Annotated in this window: 15 protein-coding genes; 12 read left to right on the top strand and 3 right to left on the bottom strand. The window is 43.3% G+C overall.

Translation table 11 applies throughout. The features are described from left to right. The first annotated feature begins 15 nt into the window (after window positions 1–15). From V1L65_RS13025 to V1L65_RS13005, 5 genes are all read left to right on the top strand, one after another. Window positions 16–714, top strand: coding sequence for a response regulator transcription factor (locus V1L65_RS13025; RefSeq protein ID WP_331699590.1), 699 nt, complete (start codon window positions 16–18; stop codon window positions 712–714). Continuing rightward, window positions 711–2,066: a sensor histidine kinase gene (locus V1L65_RS13020; RefSeq protein WP_331699589.1), complete on the top strand. Its 1,356-nt coding sequence runs from the start codon at window positions 711–713 to the stop codon at window positions 2,064–2,066. The genes V1L65_RS13025 and V1L65_RS13020 overlap by 4 nt, the downstream gene beginning before the upstream one ends. 19 nt (window positions 2,067–2,085) lie before the next feature. After that, window positions 2,086–2,946: a carbon-nitrogen hydrolase family protein gene (locus tag V1L65_RS13015; RefSeq protein WP_331699588.1), complete on the top strand. Its 861-nt coding sequence runs from the start codon at window positions 2,086–2,088 to the stop codon at window positions 2,944–2,946. A gap of 76 nt (window positions 2,947–3,022) precedes the next feature. After that, on the top strand, window positions 3,023–3,634 hold the full coding sequence (locus tag V1L65_RS13010; protein WP_442955696.1) for a GNAT family N-acetyltransferase: 612 nt from the start codon (window positions 3,023–3,025) through the stop codon (window positions 3,632–3,634). A gap of 17 nt (window positions 3,635–3,651) precedes the next feature. Next, window positions 3,652–4,323 (top strand): GNAT family N-acetyltransferase, encoded by a 672-nt coding sequence (locus V1L65_RS13005; protein WP_331699634.1) that lies wholly within the window; start codon window positions 3,652–3,654, stop codon window positions 4,321–4,323. A 755-nt stretch (window positions 4,324–5,078) separates the two neighbouring features. Here V1L65_RS13005 and V1L65_RS13000 read toward each other — a convergent pair. After that, window positions 5,079–6,107 (bottom strand): DUF2332 domain-containing protein, encoded by a 1,029-nt coding sequence (locus V1L65_RS13000; RefSeq protein ID WP_331699586.1) that lies wholly within the window; start codon window positions 6,105–6,107, stop codon window positions 5,079–5,081. Between the two features lie 177 nt (window positions 6,108–6,284). Next, window positions 6,285–7,328, bottom strand: coding sequence for a lytic polysaccharide monooxygenase (locus V1L65_RS12995; RefSeq protein ID WP_331699585.1), 1,044 nt, complete (start codon window positions 7,326–7,328; stop codon window positions 6,285–6,287). 435 nt (window positions 7,329–7,763) lie between these two features. Here V1L65_RS12995 and V1L65_RS12990 point away from each other — a divergent pair, with 435 nt between their 5' ends. From V1L65_RS12990 to V1L65_RS12960, 7 genes are all read left to right on the top strand, one after another. Next, complete coding sequence (locus V1L65_RS12990; RefSeq protein ID WP_331699584.1) at window positions 7,764–9,077, top strand: ABC transporter substrate-binding protein; 1,314 nt, start codon at window positions 7,764–7,766, stop codon at window positions 9,075–9,077. A 474-nt stretch (window positions 9,078–9,551) separates the two neighbouring features. Next, window positions 9,552–10,514 (top strand): carbohydrate ABC transporter permease, encoded by a 963-nt coding sequence (locus V1L65_RS12985; RefSeq protein WP_331699583.1) that lies wholly within the window; start codon window positions 9,552–9,554, stop codon window positions 10,512–10,514. Further along, complete coding sequence (locus tag V1L65_RS12980) at window positions 10,511–11,353, top strand: carbohydrate ABC transporter permease (protein WP_331699582.1); 843 nt, start codon at window positions 10,511–10,513, stop codon at window positions 11,351–11,353. The genes V1L65_RS12985 and V1L65_RS12980 overlap by 4 nt, the downstream gene beginning before the upstream one ends. Window positions 11,354–11,474: 121 nt before the next feature. After that, window positions 11,475–13,208: a sensor histidine kinase gene (locus V1L65_RS12975; RefSeq protein ID WP_442955694.1), complete on the top strand. Its 1,734-nt coding sequence runs from the start codon at window positions 11,475–11,477 to the stop codon at window positions 13,206–13,208. A 40-nt stretch (window positions 13,209–13,248) separates the two neighbouring features. Further along, the gene (locus V1L65_RS12970) at window positions 13,249–14,868 is read left to right on the top strand and encodes a response regulator transcription factor (RefSeq protein ID WP_331699580.1); all 1,620 of its coding nucleotides are present in this window, start codon (window positions 13,249–13,251) and stop codon (window positions 14,866–14,868) included. A 22-nt stretch (window positions 14,869–14,890) separates the two neighbouring features. Then, window positions 14,891–15,952 (top strand): NAD(P)-dependent alcohol dehydrogenase, encoded by a 1,062-nt coding sequence (locus V1L65_RS12965; RefSeq protein ID WP_331699579.1) that lies wholly within the window; start codon window positions 14,891–14,893, stop codon window positions 15,950–15,952. 34 nt (window positions 15,953–15,986) lie between these two features. After that, window positions 15,987–17,144 (top strand): Gfo/Idh/MocA family protein, encoded by a 1,158-nt coding sequence (locus tag V1L65_RS12960; RefSeq protein WP_331699578.1) that lies wholly within the window; start codon window positions 15,987–15,989, stop codon window positions 17,142–17,144. A 233-nt stretch (window positions 17,145–17,377) separates the two neighbouring features. Here V1L65_RS12960 and V1L65_RS12955 read toward each other — a convergent pair whose 3' ends face one another. Continuing rightward, window positions 17,378–18,019 carry a thiamine diphosphokinase gene (locus tag V1L65_RS12955; protein ID WP_331699577.1) on the bottom strand — a complete coding sequence of 214 codons (642 nt, stop codon included), beginning with the start codon at window positions 18,017–18,019 and terminating at the stop codon, window positions 17,378–17,380. Window positions 18,020–18,191 lie beyond the last annotated feature (172 nt).

The following is an 18,191-nucleotide window of genomic DNA, read 5'->3' as shown; positions in this document are numbered from 1 at the left end:
AAGGTGAGCTTTCCCATGAACGAACGTGTATTAGTCGTAGAGGATGAAACAGGAATTGCTCGAGTACTACAGCTCGAATTGGAGCATGAAGGCTATATTGTCGGTGTTGCTGCCGATGGACGCACAGGCTATGAAATGGCCACCAACGAAGAATGGCATCTAATGCTGCTCGACGTGATGCTTCCAGAGATGAGCGGGATAGAGGTGCTGCGATTGGTCAGACAAGCCGGCAACACTGTTCCTATTATATTGCTGACTGCAAGAGATACGGTGCCGGACAAGGTAAGCGGCTTTGAGCATGGCGCTAATGATTATATAACAAAACCATTTGCTATGGAGGAGCTGCTTGCAAGGGTCCGCAATATTTTGCGTATTTTTCAGCAGCATCCCCGTGAATCTGAAGGCTCGGATACGATCAAGCTAGGAGATCTAACAATTGAGCTGCGTTCAAGAAAAGTATTCCGCAAGGATATTCTGATCGAGCTGACTCCTCGGGAATTTGAATTGCTTGTTTATTTGGTTGAAAACAAGAATGAAGAGAAATCCAGAGAGGATATATTATCTGAGGTTTGGGGCTATGACTTTATCGGCGAAACGAATTTGGTTGATGTATATATTCGATATTTGCGCCAAAAGCTGGACAAGGGATATCGCCATAAGCTCATTCACACTGTACGCGGTGTAGGATATATGATTAAGGAGCCGGATGCATGACGATTCGTAAACGGTTTACGCTTTTTACGATTTTTTGGCTCATATTGATTCTCATTTTTTTTAATATTTTTGTCTACTTTTATGTTATCAAAATTACGACTGAAACCGAGCAGGAGGTTATTTCAACGAAAGTGAACCTCATGCTCGAAAACCCTCGTATTCAAAGCGGCCGCGGATTGAATTCCGCGGATCTGCTTAATGAATACTATAACATTAATGAAATGATCAGAATCATATTGCCTAACAATCGTGTAGTCAATATTAGCGGCTCTGATCCTATTTTGCTGGAATTGCCTGCTGTGTTTGAAGAGCGCATGTCAACCGGCATGGTCATGAAAAGCGGCGAACGCATTTTGTACATGCGCGTGCCGATTCATGAGGATGGCAAAGTAACCGCCATGTTAGAAGTTAATCGTATTTTGGATGAGCTGGATGATTACTTGCAGGTGCTTGTAGCCGCACTGAGCGTAACGAGCGGCGGAGCCATTTTATTTGCCATTTTTGGTACATACTGGTTCACATCGAGATTGACTTCGCCTATACAGCAGATGGTTAACACGATACGCGAAATAGACCGAAGCGGAAAGCTGCGGCAAATCACCATTAATTCAAAGGAAGAATCCGCTGAGCTGCTGCATTTGGTAAGAGCGTTCAATCAAATGATTGAGCGGCTTGACCGGACCTTTGCGAGACAAAAGCAATTTGTGGCTGATGCCTCTCATGAGCTTAAAACTCCGCTTACGGTAATAAGCAGCTATGCCGGCATGCTTAAACGGTGGGGGAAGGATGATGAAAATCTCCGTAATGAGGCAATTGAAGCAATCAGCAATGAATCGGTCAGATTGCAAAATCTTATTAAATCGATGCTGATGCTCGCCGAGGCAGAGCAGGAGGATTGGCTCAATATTGATAACTTTGATGTCGTAACGATGGTAGATGAGCTAGCCACGATGATGCAGACGACGTTCCAAAGACAAATAAGAGTCAAAGCTCTATCCAAATCCGTTCGCATGCAGGGGGACAAGGATAAAATCCGCCAGCTGCTCGTTATTTTGCTGGATAATGCGATTAAATACTCCAAAGAGCCGATTAGCGTCTCCATGGCTGTTTCACGCGGTATTGTCAAAATAGAAGTGAAGGATAGAGGGGTTGGCATTCCGGAGTCGGAGATTCCGCATTTATTCGAGCGCTTTTATCGTGTGGATGGCGCCCGCAGCAGAGCGACAGGCGGTGTGGGCTTAGGGTTATCTATTGCCAAACGCATTGTAGATTTGCATGAGGGGAAAATTGACGTTTTCAGCCTGCCTAGCGTCGGAACAACAATTACTTTGCAATTCAAGCAAAAAAATTAATGGGAAGGGGCTTTAGGATATGAAATTCCGTACAGCGGCTGTGCAGTATCATTTGGAGGATATTAGCTCCTTTGCACAGTTTGAAGCTCAAGTTACACATTATGTACGCAATGCTACGGAGTATGGTGTTCAGTTTTTGCTGTTTCCAGAATTTCTTACGACACAGCTGCTGTCTATAGGAGATGGAAAGGGCAATGCGCTAAAGATCGACCAGCTGCCATCGTTTACTTCTCAATATATCGAGCTTTTTCAAAGGCTTGCTAAAGAACATAATATGTACATTATCGGCGGCACTCATGTCGTTGAGGTGGAAGGCGGAAAGCTGCGCAATGGCGCGCATCTATTCCAGCCGGACGGGACGGTGCATGTCCAGCACAAAATTCATTTAACGCCAACTGAAGTGGTTGAATGGAATATGTCTGCCGGAGAAGGTGTTGAAGTGATTGAAACACCATTTGGCACGATTGCAATGCTGACTTGCTATGACATTGAATTTCCTGAGATTGTACGAATTGCCCGCGCAAAAGGGGCTGACGTTATCTTCTGTCCATCTTGCACTGATGACCGTCAGGGCTTTTATCGGGTACGTTATTGCTGCCATGCCAGAACGATCGAAAACCAAATTTATATAGTGACAACCGGAACAGTTGGAGCGCTTAGACAGGTTGATTTTATGCGTGCTAACGTAGGGCAAGCTGCTATTCTTGCGCCGAATGATATTCCCTTCCCGCCAGCGGGTATTATTAACGAGGGTTTAATGAATCACGACATGCTAGTTGTCGGTGATTTGGATTTAGAGCTTTTGGAACAAGTGCGCAAAGATGGATCAGTTATGACCTGGCGCGATAGACGTATAGATTTGTACGGTGATTGGAAGTAAACTATCCATCTGAGGGAGGGGGAGAGCAGTGAAGAAGGAAATTTATTTGATCGTAAATGAAAAGCCGCAAAAAGCGATGATTCGCAATTATACGCCGGCCGATTTTGATCAGTTAATTGATGTTCAGCGGCTTAGCTTTCCTCCGCCTTTTCCGGAAGAGCTTTGGTGGAGTAAAGAGCAGTTGCTTGAGCATGTAACTAGATTTCCTGAGGGTGCTTTGTGCGCGGAGGTCGATGGCATCATTATCGGCTCAATGACGGGACTGATCGTTTCGCTGGACGATTACGGCCATGCCCATAGCTGGAGAGACATAACAGATAATGGTTATATTAAAAACCATAATCCGAACGGCGATACCCTTTATGTAGTAGATATTTGCGTTGCTCCCGCTTTTAGAAAGTCAGGGATTGGCAAATGGCTTATGCAGTCAATGTATGAAACTGTAGTCCATTTAGGGTTGAAAAGACTGATGGGCGGCGGGCGTATGCCAGGCTACGCGATCAAATCCGCACATGCAACTCCTGAGCAATACATAGAGAAAGTACTGGAAGGGCAGTGGAAGGATCCGGTGATTACTTTTCTGCTGCGCTGCGGGAGGATGCCTGTTGCAATAGCTGAGCAATACTTGGAGGATGAAGAATCCCACAATCATGCCGTTATAATGGAATGGCGCAACCCATTTATTTGAAGGAGGAACTGTCCATGCTGACTTATCATCGTATTACATCGATCGACGACCGTTACTTTAAGCCTTTCCATCAGCTGCTTCAAACTATATTTCCGCCGGAGGAAGTGCTGGAATATGAGCTTTGGAGAGAGCCGATCCAAGATCCGGCCATTTATGTGTATGCTGCCCTGGACGGTGAGGAAGTCGTTGGCGCTACAGAATATAGATACTACAAAGAGCTGCGCGTAGCCATGACAGATTTTACGATCATTGGCAAAGCTTCAATGGGCATTGGACGTTTCTTGATGCGCAATCGTGAGCAGCATCTGGAGCAAATTATGAAAGACTCCGGAACCGTTTCTTTAGGAATGTTTGCTGAAATTTATGACCCGTATCGCGCAGGCATTCATTCATTTGGCGGCGTTTCTCCGATGAATCCGATTGTACGCCGCGAAGTGCTGTCTCATATGGGCTACAAACGGCTTGAGCTGACTTACGTGCATCCGTCATGGGATCATGAGGGCGCTGCTGTTTCTGAGCTGGATTTATGCTTTCTGCCACAAAATGAAGAGCTGTCGGAATTACCGGCGCTATTGATCGTTTCCTTTTTGACCGGTTATTATGAAGCCCTGCCGAACAAGCCAGAAGCATGGCATGCAATGATAGAACAGTTGAAAACGAAGGAAACAGTAAAGCTTGCTCCTTTGTAATAGTTAAATAAAATTAGCTTAGATGCTTATGAACGCTGGAAGCAGCGTTTGTAAGCATTTTTTTACTGACTTAGAACTATGTTTAAGTTTCAGGCTGTTGAAATGAGAATGGACAAGTGCTCGAGGAAACTAACTGTATTTTGTCAGACTGTTGAAAAAGTACTTTTCTGACGAAACCGAAAGCGTTATTTCAACGAAAATAGCCAATTTTCTCTTATAACGAAACTCTACAACCCTATGCGTGTCCGTGCACCTCGAAACGTCTCAATGTATATGAAATTTCATATACAATACGCTGAAATGCCCGAAAAAACACAATTGTATATGAAAATTCATACAGAATGGTTCGGCAGCACCTCCAAACGTCTCATTGTATATGAAATTTCATATACAATACGCTGAAACGCCCTGAAAAACACAATTGTATATGAAAATTCATACAGAATGGTTCGGCGTCCCCTCGAAACGTCTCAATGTATATGAAATTTCATATACAATACGCTGAAATGCCCGAAAAAACACAATTGTATATGAAAATTCATACAGAATGGTTCGGCGTCCCCTCCAAACGTCTCAATGTATATGAAATTTCATATACAATACGCTGAAACGCCCCGAAAAACACAATTGTATATGAAAATTCATACAGAATGGGTCGGTACTTCCACAAATCAAAGTGGTTTGTCATCGTTGCAAAGTGTATACCAAGATTTGTCCAGTGTAATTTTTAGAAAATAACCTTTTTTTCCATAATTTTAAAGTATCCACTTAAACCATCCGCCATGCCCATCTGTTTCGGCGAGCGTTTCCTTATATTCCTTGCCATTCAAATAGTAATCAAGATGGAGCTGCCCTGAATCCCACATATTATTGTATAGATGGAAAATAGCTCTTTCATCACCAAGTTTTTTAATATGTTCTATTAACTCGTATTTATCATCTTCTGGCATTTGATTAGCTACATGTGTGTGAAACACACAAAGCACAGAGTCGCGGGGGATAGTTGAAGCCATTTCAGTGAGCAGCTTCACGCCATTGCCTTCAATTAACTTTAAAGATTGTTGTTTTAAACGATGGCAAGCTTTTTCAAAAGTAGCAAAGCGCTCAGTATGCTCTGGCCAGATTAACGATTTCAACCAAAGGTAGTCATCAGCGTTGTTGAGATCATTAACGTGCAGATCTAATCCGATCCTCGTATTGACTGGCGGACTTTCTTTTAGAAGAAACGGGAGTCCGGTTTCATCAAATTTTGATTCGATTATCAGTTGAGCGAGATTATTTCCGTAAATTTCATTACCGGAATTGTAAAAGTAACCGCATTTGTCCCAAAGGAGCTGTAATCCCGCACTAGTGCCAATTTCAATTAATGCTAAAGGCATGTTTGTTTTCTCGTAAATATAACAAAATGCCGGATATAGATAAGAGCAGCGTCTAACTTCGTTTGTTTGCACAAGTTTATTTTTTAATAGCTGGATGATCTCATGTTTATTTGTTTGGCAGAAATCTTTGAAGTATGGGAACGCTGTTCCAGCAGCCTTCGGTTTATTTACAATGCTGCGATAATACTCTTTTAGCTCATGCTTATTTTCTTTTAATAATAAATAATGAACTGCTCCGAAGAAAAGATTCGGTACGGGCTGCCCGTCTCTAAAATTGGAGGCTAATTGAAGCAATTCATCGTCGTTGGCAATTTTTCTGGAAAGATGTTCATACAAGCTGCTTGATCCCTTGCATTCTCTTTCGGCGAAAGTTATAAAACGATTGGATATTGCTGCTGCTTCCAAAGCAATCCCTCCTTAATTCCGATTAATGGAAGTATATCACTATTTATTGATATCTTTAATTTGAATAAGTTTTCGAATAGATAGAAGTAATTTATCGCTAAAAAAAGCTATCTCGTAGCAACCAAAGCTGCTACGAGATAGCGCAGGGAGAACCAATTAATTGAGTAGAAATTTTGTTTAAGGAATTAGCTTCCAAACATCAGCTTTACCAGGAATTTCGCCCAATGTCCACCATTTTGCTTCATAGTTTAAGCCATTGTACGTTATGATATTTCCGCCAACATACACGGTTGATGAGCTCCATTCCGGATATGCTGCTGGAGCAGCTGCAGTCGTAACGGTAATTACGTTGCTTGGAGCAGATACGTTGCCTGCCGCGTCGAACGCTCTTACAGAGAAGGCGTAGCTTGTTTCAGCGGTTAATCCGTTTACCGTATAATCCGTATCCGTAACTGTTGCAATTCGTGAATTGCCTGAATAGACATAATATCCGGCTACACCTACATTGTCTGATGAAGCATTCCATGCAAGTGCGGCGGTTGTTGAACTAATATTAGAAACGGTTAAACCATCTGGAGCTGAAGGAGCTTCGTTATCTGCCTCACCATTGCCAAAATCAACATCGATTACGTTATAAAAAGCATTCGCAGTATCTGCTACATCCCAAACTGCTAAAATAATATGATAGCCTGTTCTAACAGGAACTTCACAATCATGGGATAATGCAGCGGGAGGCTTATTGCCCTCGTATTCAAGCGTACAGAAAGGAGTCAGATCCAGTTGATCGCGCGTAAGGGGTTTGTTTGGATCCCAATCAGGCTTCGTTATATAGTAGTGAAACTTGCTGGTAGCGTGGTTTGCAGTAAATTTCCAAGTTATGGTTTTTGTGCCTGGGGTAATCGAGACTTTGCTCCAGCGTGTGCTGGATTGTTCATCGAGCTTCGGAAATGCACCAGCAGCACTTGCAATTTTTCCGTCTGCAGGGCCGGCAGCGGGGAAGCCTTTCGGCGCTTCCAGGCTTTGCGGCTCATATACGATTTGTCCGCAGTCTTTGTTAACGCCTGATTTGCATTGTATCGCCCGGCTTGCTGGAGAGTCCACATAACCGTGTGCAGAAGCTTTTTGTGAGAAGGCAGAAAGCGCAAGAAATAACAATAAAAGCAGTCCGATGGTCAGCAAAGTACGAAGCATAAATTGACGTGAAAATTGAATCAAGGTCATTAATTACATCCTCCTACTAAATTTTAGTAAGTTCATCTTGGTGAATTAAAGATGAAAGTGATTAGGTTGTGTCTATTCAATAGTCTCCTTTCTCAAATATTTATATAAACTTAGTAAGCTTATATACAGTTATAATGTAGAAATTGGGATTTTATTTATAGTTTTATGTTGTAAGCGTGCTCATTGAGTATAGTATAGGATAATAAGGAAATGATTGTCAGGGATAAAATCTTCGAAAATAGAAAATTATCCCTATTGGCAATGAAATATTTTATTAATGACAAGTTTAATTTGAAAGTTAGCAAATATTTAATATACTAATTAAATCAGATTAATTTAAAAGATTTCGTACATCTCTCTTATATAAAGAACGAAATGAGCTTGCTAATATAAAGTTGTAAAGCAAATCATAATACTTGATGGGGGTAGACATTGATGAGAAGATGGAAGCGTTCTCTAGGCATCGTACTTGCAACGGCTCTGGTTGGCTCTCTTGTTGCATGTTCGGGCGGCGGTGGAGGCAATAAAAACAGTAATACGGAGCCAAGTGCATCCGCGCCTGCTGCGGGCAATGAGCAGGTAAAGCTAAGAATAATGTGGTGGGGATCGCAAGAGCGGCATGAAGCAACGCTTGCTGCACTTGATCTATACACGCAAAAAAATCCTCATGTAACATTTGAACCTGAATTTTCTGGCATGGATGGTTATTTGGACAAGCTTTCCACACAAGCTGCTGCTAAAAATGCGCCGGATGTCGTTCAGCTCGATCCGGGCTGGGTATCAGATTGGATTGGCCGTAATCAGCTGACCGAGCTTTCGCCGGAAGTGGATTTGTCTAAAATCGATGAAAAGGTTTTAAGCGGCGGACAGCTTGAAGGCAAGCAATATGCTGTACCGCTAGGTTCTGTTGCTTATGGCATGATTTACGACAAAGCTGCCCTTGAGAAGCTAGGCGTAGCCAGTCCGCAAAATGGCTGGACGTGGGATGATTTCTTTGCTCTTGCAGAGGAAGCCGGCGCTAAGCTGCCGGAAGGCCAATACTTCACAAAAGACTATGCAGGCGATTACTTCGCATACAGCGCATTCCAATATGCACGCGGTAAAGGCATGGTTGTTAGCGAAGACGGAAAATTCAATGTAGACAAAGACAGCTTTATTGAATGGACGACTAAATTTGAACAATTGCGCAAAGCGGGAATCGTACCGCCGGCTGATGTCAATACATCCGATAAAGAATTTGATCCGAACATGGACTTGATGGTAAACGGAAAAGTCATTTTCAGACTTAGCTTTTCTAACAATTTCGGCGCTTGGAACAGCTTGAAAAATGATGCATACGCACTTGTAACTATGCCTCGCGAGGTTGAAGCTGGCGGCTGGTTGAAGCCTTCCATGTACTTTGCCGTATCTTCCAACTCCAAAAAGGCAGAAGAAGCGAAAAAATTCGTTAACTGGTTCGTGAATGATCCTGAAGCGGGTCAATTGCTTAAAACAGCTCGCGGTCTTCCTGTAAATAAAGAAATTGCTTCCGCATTGGAAGCATCGATGAGCGATGTGGATAAAGTAGGTCTTGAGCTTCTTCATGCTACTGAGGTTGATGGTCAAACTTGGAAGCCAGGCACTAAAGGATGGACAAACTTTATCGATAAAGATTGGCCGTTAGTTCGCGATATGCTGAGCTTTAATAAAATTACACCAGAAAAAGCATTCGATGAGCTAAAAGCTGCAGCAGAAGCATACGAGAAATAAAAACAACGCAGCAAAGCCGCCCAAAGTCATGAATGACAGTGGGTGGCTTTTTTGCGTTGGCTTAGATGAATATATAATGTGCTTGCTGAGCTGCCGAAAGATTTTCCGACTGCTGTTTATTCAATTTATCGAGATGATGAAGGCCACTATTTGCTAAATGCATTTCCTGTTGTTAGTTTGCTGCTTTTTTGCCAAATACCCAATCTAAAGGGAAAGCATGCACTTAGAATCGCTTATTTATTGGAATCGAGCAATTTTTGCAAGAACTAGATGCAGGAAATGTATTTAACTATAAGAAAACTGGTTTAAACCGGAAAATTAGATACACGAAATGTATTTAGCTGATAGGGAGAGTTTAGAGACAGATAGTAAATCATTATTTTTTAAAGGAATTCGATTATTACTCTTATGTAGCGCTTGGCCCAAACTCTTTATAATTAAGTATAGAACAAGAACATGACAGAGGTGACCTACATGGATCGAATTACTGTTGCCGATAGCGATGCTATTCTAGGCAAAAAGAAACGACGTTCGTTTCTAAGCAGGTGGGATGCGCCCATAGCGGGATATTTGTTTATTGCGCCATGGCTAATCGGATTTATAGGATTGACCGCGTACCCGATGCTCCTATCTCTTTACTATTCTTTTACGGATTATACGTTAATGGAGCCGATCAGCTGGGTAGGCTTTGAGAATTACAAACACATTTTCACTGCCGACAGTAAGTTTGTAACTTCAGTAAAAGTAACATTTCTATATGTTATAGCCTCTGTGCCGCTTAAGCTGATAGCAGCTTTACTGGTAGCACTTGCTTTGAACAAAGCGATTCGCGGTATTTCAGCCTATCGTACGGCTATTTACTTTCCGTCGCTTATCGGAGGCAGCATTGCGGTTTCCTTGCTTTGGAGCAATATTTTTGGAGTCGACGGGCTTTTTAATAAAATTCTGGCCATGTTTGGAATTAAAGGGATGGGCTGGATTACGAGCCCGGATACAGCAATTTGGATGCTCATATTGCTTACAACTTGGCAGTTTGGCTCCTCGATGGTTATTTTTCTCGCAGGTCTGAAGCAAATTCCGAAAGATCTGTATGAAGCTTCCGATGTAGATGGAGCGGGCAAAATGCGCCAATTTTTCAATATTACACTGCCTATGCTTTCGCCTTCGCTTTATTTTAATTTAATTATGGGTATTATTAATGCGTTTCAAATGTTTACGGCTGCATTTGTTATTACTCAGGGCGGACCGATGAATTCAACATATGTTTATGCGCTTTACTTGTACGAGCGTGCATTTAGCCGTTATCAGCTTGGTTATTCCTCTGCATTAGCCTGGATTATGCTATTGATGATTGTCGTGTTTGCAGCAATTATTGCAGGAACATCGAAATATTGGGTATTTTACGAAAGTGAGTCAGGAGGCAAGAAGCGAAAATGAAACTAAAATCTAACCATATTTTGCGCCACCTATTCATGACGGTATTTAGTTTGATTATGGTATATCCGGTTATCTGGTGGGTAGGAGCTTCTCTAAAATCCAATGAAGAGCTAAGCTCGCCCAATCTATTTCCTAAAGTGCCGCAGTGGAGCAATTTTGTTGAAGGCTGGAAATCTGTTCCTGGACAAACCTTTACTACGTTTTATGCCAATACGCTTTGGCTGGAATTTGCGGTTTTGGTCGTAACGCTGCTTTCCTGTAGCTTGGTTGCATTCGGTTTTGCTAGACTGGATTTTCCGCTTAAAAAAATGTGGTTTTCCTTGCTAATGGTTACGTTAATGCTTCCAGGCCAAGTGTTGATTATACCGCAGTACGCGATGTTCCATCAGCTTGGCTGGGTTAATACGTATTTGCCTTTTATTGTTCCGCATTTGCTGGCAACGGGAGCCGGTGGCACGTTTTTCGTCTTTTTACTCATTCAATTTATTAAAGGGATACCTAGAGAGCTTGATGAGTCGGCGAAAATAGATGGATGCTCCTGGTTCGGCATCTACTGGAGAGTTGTTATGCCACTGACTAAGCCGGCTATAGTTACGGTTATGATCTTTTGCTTCCTATGGAATTGGGATGATTTCCTTGGTCATTTGCTGTACATCAATTCAGTTGACAAATATACGGTAGGACTGGCGCTGCGCATGATTAATGATTCGCAATCCGGCCAGCAATGGGGGCAGTTATTGGCTATGTCGTTAGTATCTATTATGCCTGCCACGATCGTATTCATGTTCCTGCAAAAGTATTTTGTCGAAGGAATTGCAACAACTGGCATAAAGGGCTAATATAATAAGCGATTGCAAGTATACATGCTTGAAAGCAGAAAAAACGGTAAAGTATTAACCTCAGGTTAGCGCTTTACCGTTTCTTGCATCTTTATTTTTATAGAGAAGGAGCATGCTCAGCTTGACTAATCCATTTAAAAAGTTTCGTATCGAGCATTTATTTTTTCGCAGCTTTGCCATTATTATTTCCATTGTTATTATCGTTTGCGCATGGGCCAGCTATAATAGCTCGTCTAAGGAATTGCTGAAAACTACGTTCCAATACCAGCAAAGATTGTTAGATGTTCTTAATAATGAAATAACGACCAGACTGACGACGATTGAGCAAATTTCATTATCGACATCCAGAGATCAGGAGCTTGTCTCTTTTCTTAGCCAAAAGCGTGATCAATTTGATCATTATGTAAGCAAGCTGAATGTAGAACGAGCACTAGCGAATTTAACGTATTCTATCCCGCTGATTCAAGGCATTGATCTTTATATGGATGATCCGCTAAAGGGGGATGCCAAAAGTTATATTCAATTCAAGGATCGCGATGAGCTGGAACAGGAAGAATGGATGCAGCTGCTAGTTAATAATGATTTTTCATGGATCGGGGAGCACAGCATTGTCAGTTTCCAAGGAGAGGTGCCTGTTCTAAGCTTTGCTCGAAAAATCGTATACAACGATAATTACTTAGGCATGCTGGTCTTGCATGTGAAGGCTGAGCATATAAGAACACTTCTATCCGGCAATTCTCCGGATACGAATCGGGCTATGATCGACAAGCAAGGCACAACTTTTTTGAAAATCGGACAGGCTCCTGAGCATATTGAGCTGAGCACCTGGTTTAATGAAGAGCTTGGGCAGTCCAGCTATGTCAGAACCGCAAGCAGCTCGGCACTTGGCGATGCCTTGCTCGTTTATTCAAAGCAAGCAGATTCTAGATGGACATTTGTAGAAATTACTCCCGTCAAAAACATTACCGCCAGCAGCATGAATAAAATGCTACAAGTTATAGCGCTCGTTGGCGCAGGCGCTTTACTTGTGACTTTACTGATGACTCATTATATTAGCAGGCAGTTTACAAAGCCGATCAAGCAGCTCAAGCATGCGATGGAAGTGTATTCCGTCGGCGGTAACAATGTTGCTTTGCCCATGGATTATCGCAACGAGTTTGGCTATTTATTTGCAGGATATCGCAGGCAAAATGAAAGGATCGAAGCGTTGTATGAATCTTTACAGCAGCGATACGAGCAGCAGCGAAAAGCGGAAATTGAAGCGCTTCAAGCTAATATTAATCCCCATTTTTTATACAACACGCTTGATCAGTTGAATTGGATGGCCATAGAAGCTGGACAGGATGAAATTAGCCGAATATTAGAGTTGATGGGCCGTATGTTCAGAATTGGACTGTCGAATGGCGCGGCATTTATACCGATAGAGGATGAGCTTAAGCATATAGAGGCGTATCTCGAAATACAGCAGCTTCGCTGGGGTGAAGGGCTTGAATACGAGATTAGTGTACCCGCGTCCATTCGCAAGCTCTTTATCCCCAAGCTAACCTTGCAGCCTTTTGTAGAAAACAGTATTGTTCATGGTTTTAACGCTAAAAGCACAGGCCATATATCAATCCGCATGCAGGCGGAAGGCGAACGACTTGTTATGCTTATAGAAGATGATGGCCACGGCTTGAATGCAATGCCTCAGTATAAACCGAATCGTCGAACAGGCGGATATGGTATTCGCAACGTAAAGGAAAGAATCGCAGGTTATTTTGGCACCGAATATAATGTTAGTTTGAGCGAGCGCAAAGAAGGCGGCACAATCGTAACGATCACTTTGCCTATGTTAATAAAACCCCCAAAGGAGTAAGAAACGCACTAAGCAGTTGAAGCTTATGGGAGGAATTAAAATGTGGAAAATCGCGATTATCGATGATGAAAGGCAAGTGCTTCAAGGGATGAAACGGGTTATCCCATGGGAGGAGCTGAATGCGGAATGGGCAGGCGAAGCGCTTAATGGCGCGGACGGTCTTGCATTGATTCGTGCAGAGCAGCCAGATATCGTCATTACTGATATTTATATGCCTGTTATGAACGGCATCGAAATGATTCAACAGCTGCGTGAGGAAGGTTATGGCGGAAAAATAATTATTTTGAGCGGCTACTCTGACTTTGAGCATGCAAGGCAAGCTTTGCGTCATGGCATTAGTGATTATGTATCTAAACCGATTAGTGTGCCGACCTTGAAGGAGCTGCTGGGGAAAATGATTGCAGAGCTCGCGGATGAGGAAGAAAAAAGGATCCGGCAATATGAGCTGGAGCACAGATGGTCGATTTATGAGCCTTTTATTGAACGAGAATGGGTGAAGTCTGTTGCTGCCGGGACGCTTGATTACAGGCTGGAGGAAAATAACAGGCATATGCCTGATGCCTATGCCTACTGGCATAATACAAAGCATATTGTTATCGGTATTCATGTCGTTAAGGATATTCGAGCAGGGCAATATACACCGGCTGATTGGAATTTGCTTCGTTATGCAATTGGGAATATTGCATGCGAGCTTGCTGTACAATCTTTTTCGCTGCATGAGTATACGGAATTACACGGCGCAAGGGCAGTTTTGCTGCTTCACCTGGAAAAAAGCTTTGAGCCAGAACAGCTGGCTTCTAAACTGTACATGCTGGGCAAGGAATTGATTTTGTGCGTCAAGCAATATTTGAAGCTGACCATTCATGTTGGAATCGGCGGGTTAAAGGAATCATGGACTGAAATAGCTGATTCTACCGAGGAAGCCTTTAGAGCTATTGAACATAGAGAGAAGCGGGTTGAGCCCGCGATGGATCTGTTCCAATTCAATCCTGTCGCAGGCGAAAGCAAACGCTTTGAAATACGTCCAGTCAAATTTTACTACGAGCTCGCATCCGCAATGAAAGCTACCCAGCAGACAAAAGCAGAACAGCTTGTTGCGCAGTATGTGAAGCAGCTGGAAGAGCAGCCTGGCATATCTGACGAAATCGTTCAAATGATTGCCGGGGAGCTGTGGGGGATATTTGCTTACTGTCTATATGAAATTGGAATAACTTTGGATGAGCTGTTTTCAGCTGAGCAAATATTTGAAGAAATCGATCAATTGAAATCCCCGCAAGAGCTAGGTCAATGGCTTTCTGATAAAATCGCTTATATTTGCGGCAGCCGGGCGTGGAAGGGGAACAGCAAGCATAAGCAAATTGTTAATTTTATGACCGATTATATGGATCAGCACTATGGGGAAGAACTGACGCTGGGCGATTTGGCGGATAAAGTATTTATATCAAGAAACCACTTATCTATCATTTTCAAAAATATTACAGGGGAAACCTTTAATAATTATTTAACGAAAGTAAGAATGGAAAAGGCGAGGGAACTGCTGCTTGACCGCAATATGCTTGTTTATGAGGTGGCGGAACGAGTCGGTTATAAAAATGTTCCTTATTTCAGCACGATATTTAAAAAATATACAGGATTAAATCCTACCGAGCTGATTAAATAATAGGAAAAGAGGAGAAGCAAGCATGACAATTCAATTGCCAGCTGCAATGAAGGCAGCGGTTATGACTAAGCCCGGTCAAATTGTACTCGAGGAGCGGGAGCTGCCGCAAATTAAGGCAGATGAGGTATTGATTAAAGTAATGGCTGTCGGAGTATGCGGCTCAGATCTGCATTATTATGAGCATGGCAGGATTGGACGTTTTGTGGTGGAAAAGCCCATTATTTTAGGGCATGAATGCTCGGGAGTAATTGCAGCAGTTGGAGAACAGGTAACATCAGTTGCTGTAGGCGATCGCGTTGCAGTGGAGCCTGGTATTACTTGCGGTCAATGCTTTTATTGCAAGCAAGGAAGATATAATCTTTGCCCGGATGTGCAATTTCTAGCTACTCCGCCTGTAGACGGCGCATTTGTTCAGTATATGGCGATGCGTCAGGATATGGTGTTTCCCATACCGGATGAGCTCAGTTTTGAGGAAGCGGCGCTAATTGAGCCGTTCTCTGTAGGCATCCATGCAGCGAAGCGCTGCCAGCTGCAGCCTGGCTCCGTCGTGGCGATTATGGGGATGGGTCCGGTAGGATTAATGGCCGTTGCTGCAGCCAAATGCTTCGGAGCCAGTCAGATTATTGTGACAGATTTGGAGGATAACAGGCTTGAGGCGGCGATACGAATTGGGGCAACCCATACAATAAATGTCCGTCATGAAGATGCGCTGCAAAAAATTGCGGAACTGACTGGCGGCATTGGCGTGGATGCGGCATGGGAGACTGCCGGAAACCCAAGAGCGCTGCAAACCGCTCTGCATAGTCTTCGCCGCGGCGGCAAGCTTGTCATTGTCGGTCTTCCGGCACAGGATGAGATTGCGCTTAATGTCCCATTTATGGCGGACAATGAAATAGATGTGTACGGCGTGTTCCGGTATGCAAACACTTATCCGGATGGCGTCAAGTTTTTGTCTTCGGGCAGTATTGACTCACTGGCATTAGTAACCGACCGCTATTCACTTGAACAAACGCAAGATGCGCTTGAAAGAGCTATTCATAATAAGCAGGGCAGCTTAAAGGTGATCGTTTATCCAAATGCGTAGACTTAGCAAGCAGTGAAGAGAGGAGCAGGTGCAGATGCAGATGAAACCAGCAAAAGAGCCCGTAAAAATACCTATAAAAGATACTGTAACAGAGCCATCAACAGAGCTTGTAACAGGGCCCATAACATTTGGCATTGTTGGCGGTGCAGGTTTTCGTGCACAATATTTTTTGCGAATTGCTCAGGCGCTTCCACATAAGTTTAGAGTGAGCGGATTAGTCGTTCGGGATCATGCAAAACGTGCAGCGATGATTGAGAAGTGGGGCCTTCCGGCGTTTGCCGCGCTGGAGCAAATGCTGTCGCATGAAAAACCTGACTTCGTCGTCATCTCGGTTAGCGGAACTGCGGGGATGAGCTATTGCTTTGAGCTTGCTGAGCTGGGAATTCCTGTGCTGCTGGAAACTCCCCCAGCGGCATCGATTGCAGATATGGAACGGATGCACGAAAAATTGACTTTACAGGGAGCGCGTGTGCAAGTAGCTGAGCAGTATCATCTTCATCCCCATAATCAGGCAAGGCTTGCTTTTATTCAATCTGGCAAGCTGGGGATGGTTACAGAAGCTGCGGTTTCTATTTCGCATCTTTATCATGGGGTCAGCTTAATACGCAGAATGCTTGGATTAGGTTATGAATTGCCAGTAATAAAGGCCCATCGTTTTGAAACGAGAATGCTTCAAGGTCCGACCAGGAACGGTCCTCCGACTGAGGATAAGCTGATTGCTGTGCAGCGTGATTTGGCATGGCTTGATTTTGGTGATAAGCTGGGCATTTATGATTTTACTAAGGATCAGCACAGGTCGTGGATTCGGTCGAACTATATGAATATACGCGGCGAGCGGGGTGAGATTTTTGACAACAGAGTCATTATGCAACAGCCTGACTGTGTGCCGCTGCAGCTTGATTTAAAACGGGTCAATAAAGGCGAGCTGGAAAACCAGGAAGGCTATTTTTTACAAGGAGTTCTTTTCGGAGAAAAGTGGCTTTATACGAATCCATATGCGCCTGCAAGACTGTATGATGATGAAATCGCGATTGCAGAGTGTTTGCATAGAATGGGGAGCTATGTAAAAGGAGGGCCAGAGTTTTACAGCTTGGCTGAAGCATCGCAGGACCATTATATTGGTATGCTGATCGAACAGGCTTTGCAAACCGGTGATGTTGTGAAAGCTGAGCGCCAATGTTGGAATGAGTAGGGTAGCATAGTTTAGGAAGGTATCCCGATAAGCTTCCAGTTATACTTGATACCTGTTAATGAGTGAAGAAGGAACTTTTAGCCATGACAAGGGATGCCCAAGCAGTCAAAAATGACCTGGGACTCCCCCTTTTCTTATATAAATCAGCAAAATTTCATACTAATCATAATGTCCATATGTCCATAGTACGTCCATATGATCCGAATGTACAGACGCGTCGCTCAGCAAGCCGTTTATTCATCTTTGCTTTCAATAATGAGCAGCTTGCCGCTGCTATGCTCAACTTTTCCTTCTTCAGCAAGCAAAATATTGCTTACACCAATGGATTGTCCCATTGTTAACGTTGCTTTAGTAAGCGGGTATTTGAAGCCGGTCAGTGTGACGCCGGTAACCTTGCTGGATAGAGGAAGCAGTGATACGTGTTTATAGCTGCTTCTTTTTAGTATTGTGCTGCCGCTGGCAAGTGAAATGCGATTGTTAGCATCGATGATGCTTGCGTGCACACCGGCTTGATGAGCGAGAACGAGCAGCTCAATATTAGCAAGCGAGTGATCGAGCCTTGTGCCAGTAGCGCCAAGCATTATTATTTCAGCAGGCTTCATATCGAGTGCAAGCCGGAAAGCCATTTCGGAATCCGTATAATCCTTGTCAATCGGGTCACAGCTGATCATCTGACGAGACTGCTTTGAAATATGTTCGATTTGCTCTAAACTCACTGAGTCAAAATCTCCGATTGCAACATCTGGATTAAAGCCGTGTTGTACTAAAAAGGCAGCCCCCGAATCGGCACCAATTAACGTATGCTTTTCAGATATGTATCTCAGAACCCAATCACCAAGTTGACCGCCTAGAACGATAATAACAGTATTAGACATTTAACTTATCCTTTCGTTGCATGCATCTATTTAAATGAAGCTTGTTTTAGGAATGTTGTACGTTAAATAAGTATAAAGCTAATTGGATACTACTACAATAAAGAGGCGATCTTTTGGATTGACGAATAGTGCGGCGAACGTTGGATGGATTGCCAAATAGTGCAGTGAACGA

Source organism: Paenibacillus sp. IITD108, assembly GCF_036541265.1.
Taxonomy (GTDB): Bacteria; Bacillota; Bacilli; order Paenibacillales; family Paenibacillaceae; genus Pristimantibacillus.
This window is presented reverse-complemented; position numbering and strand designations above follow the sequence as displayed.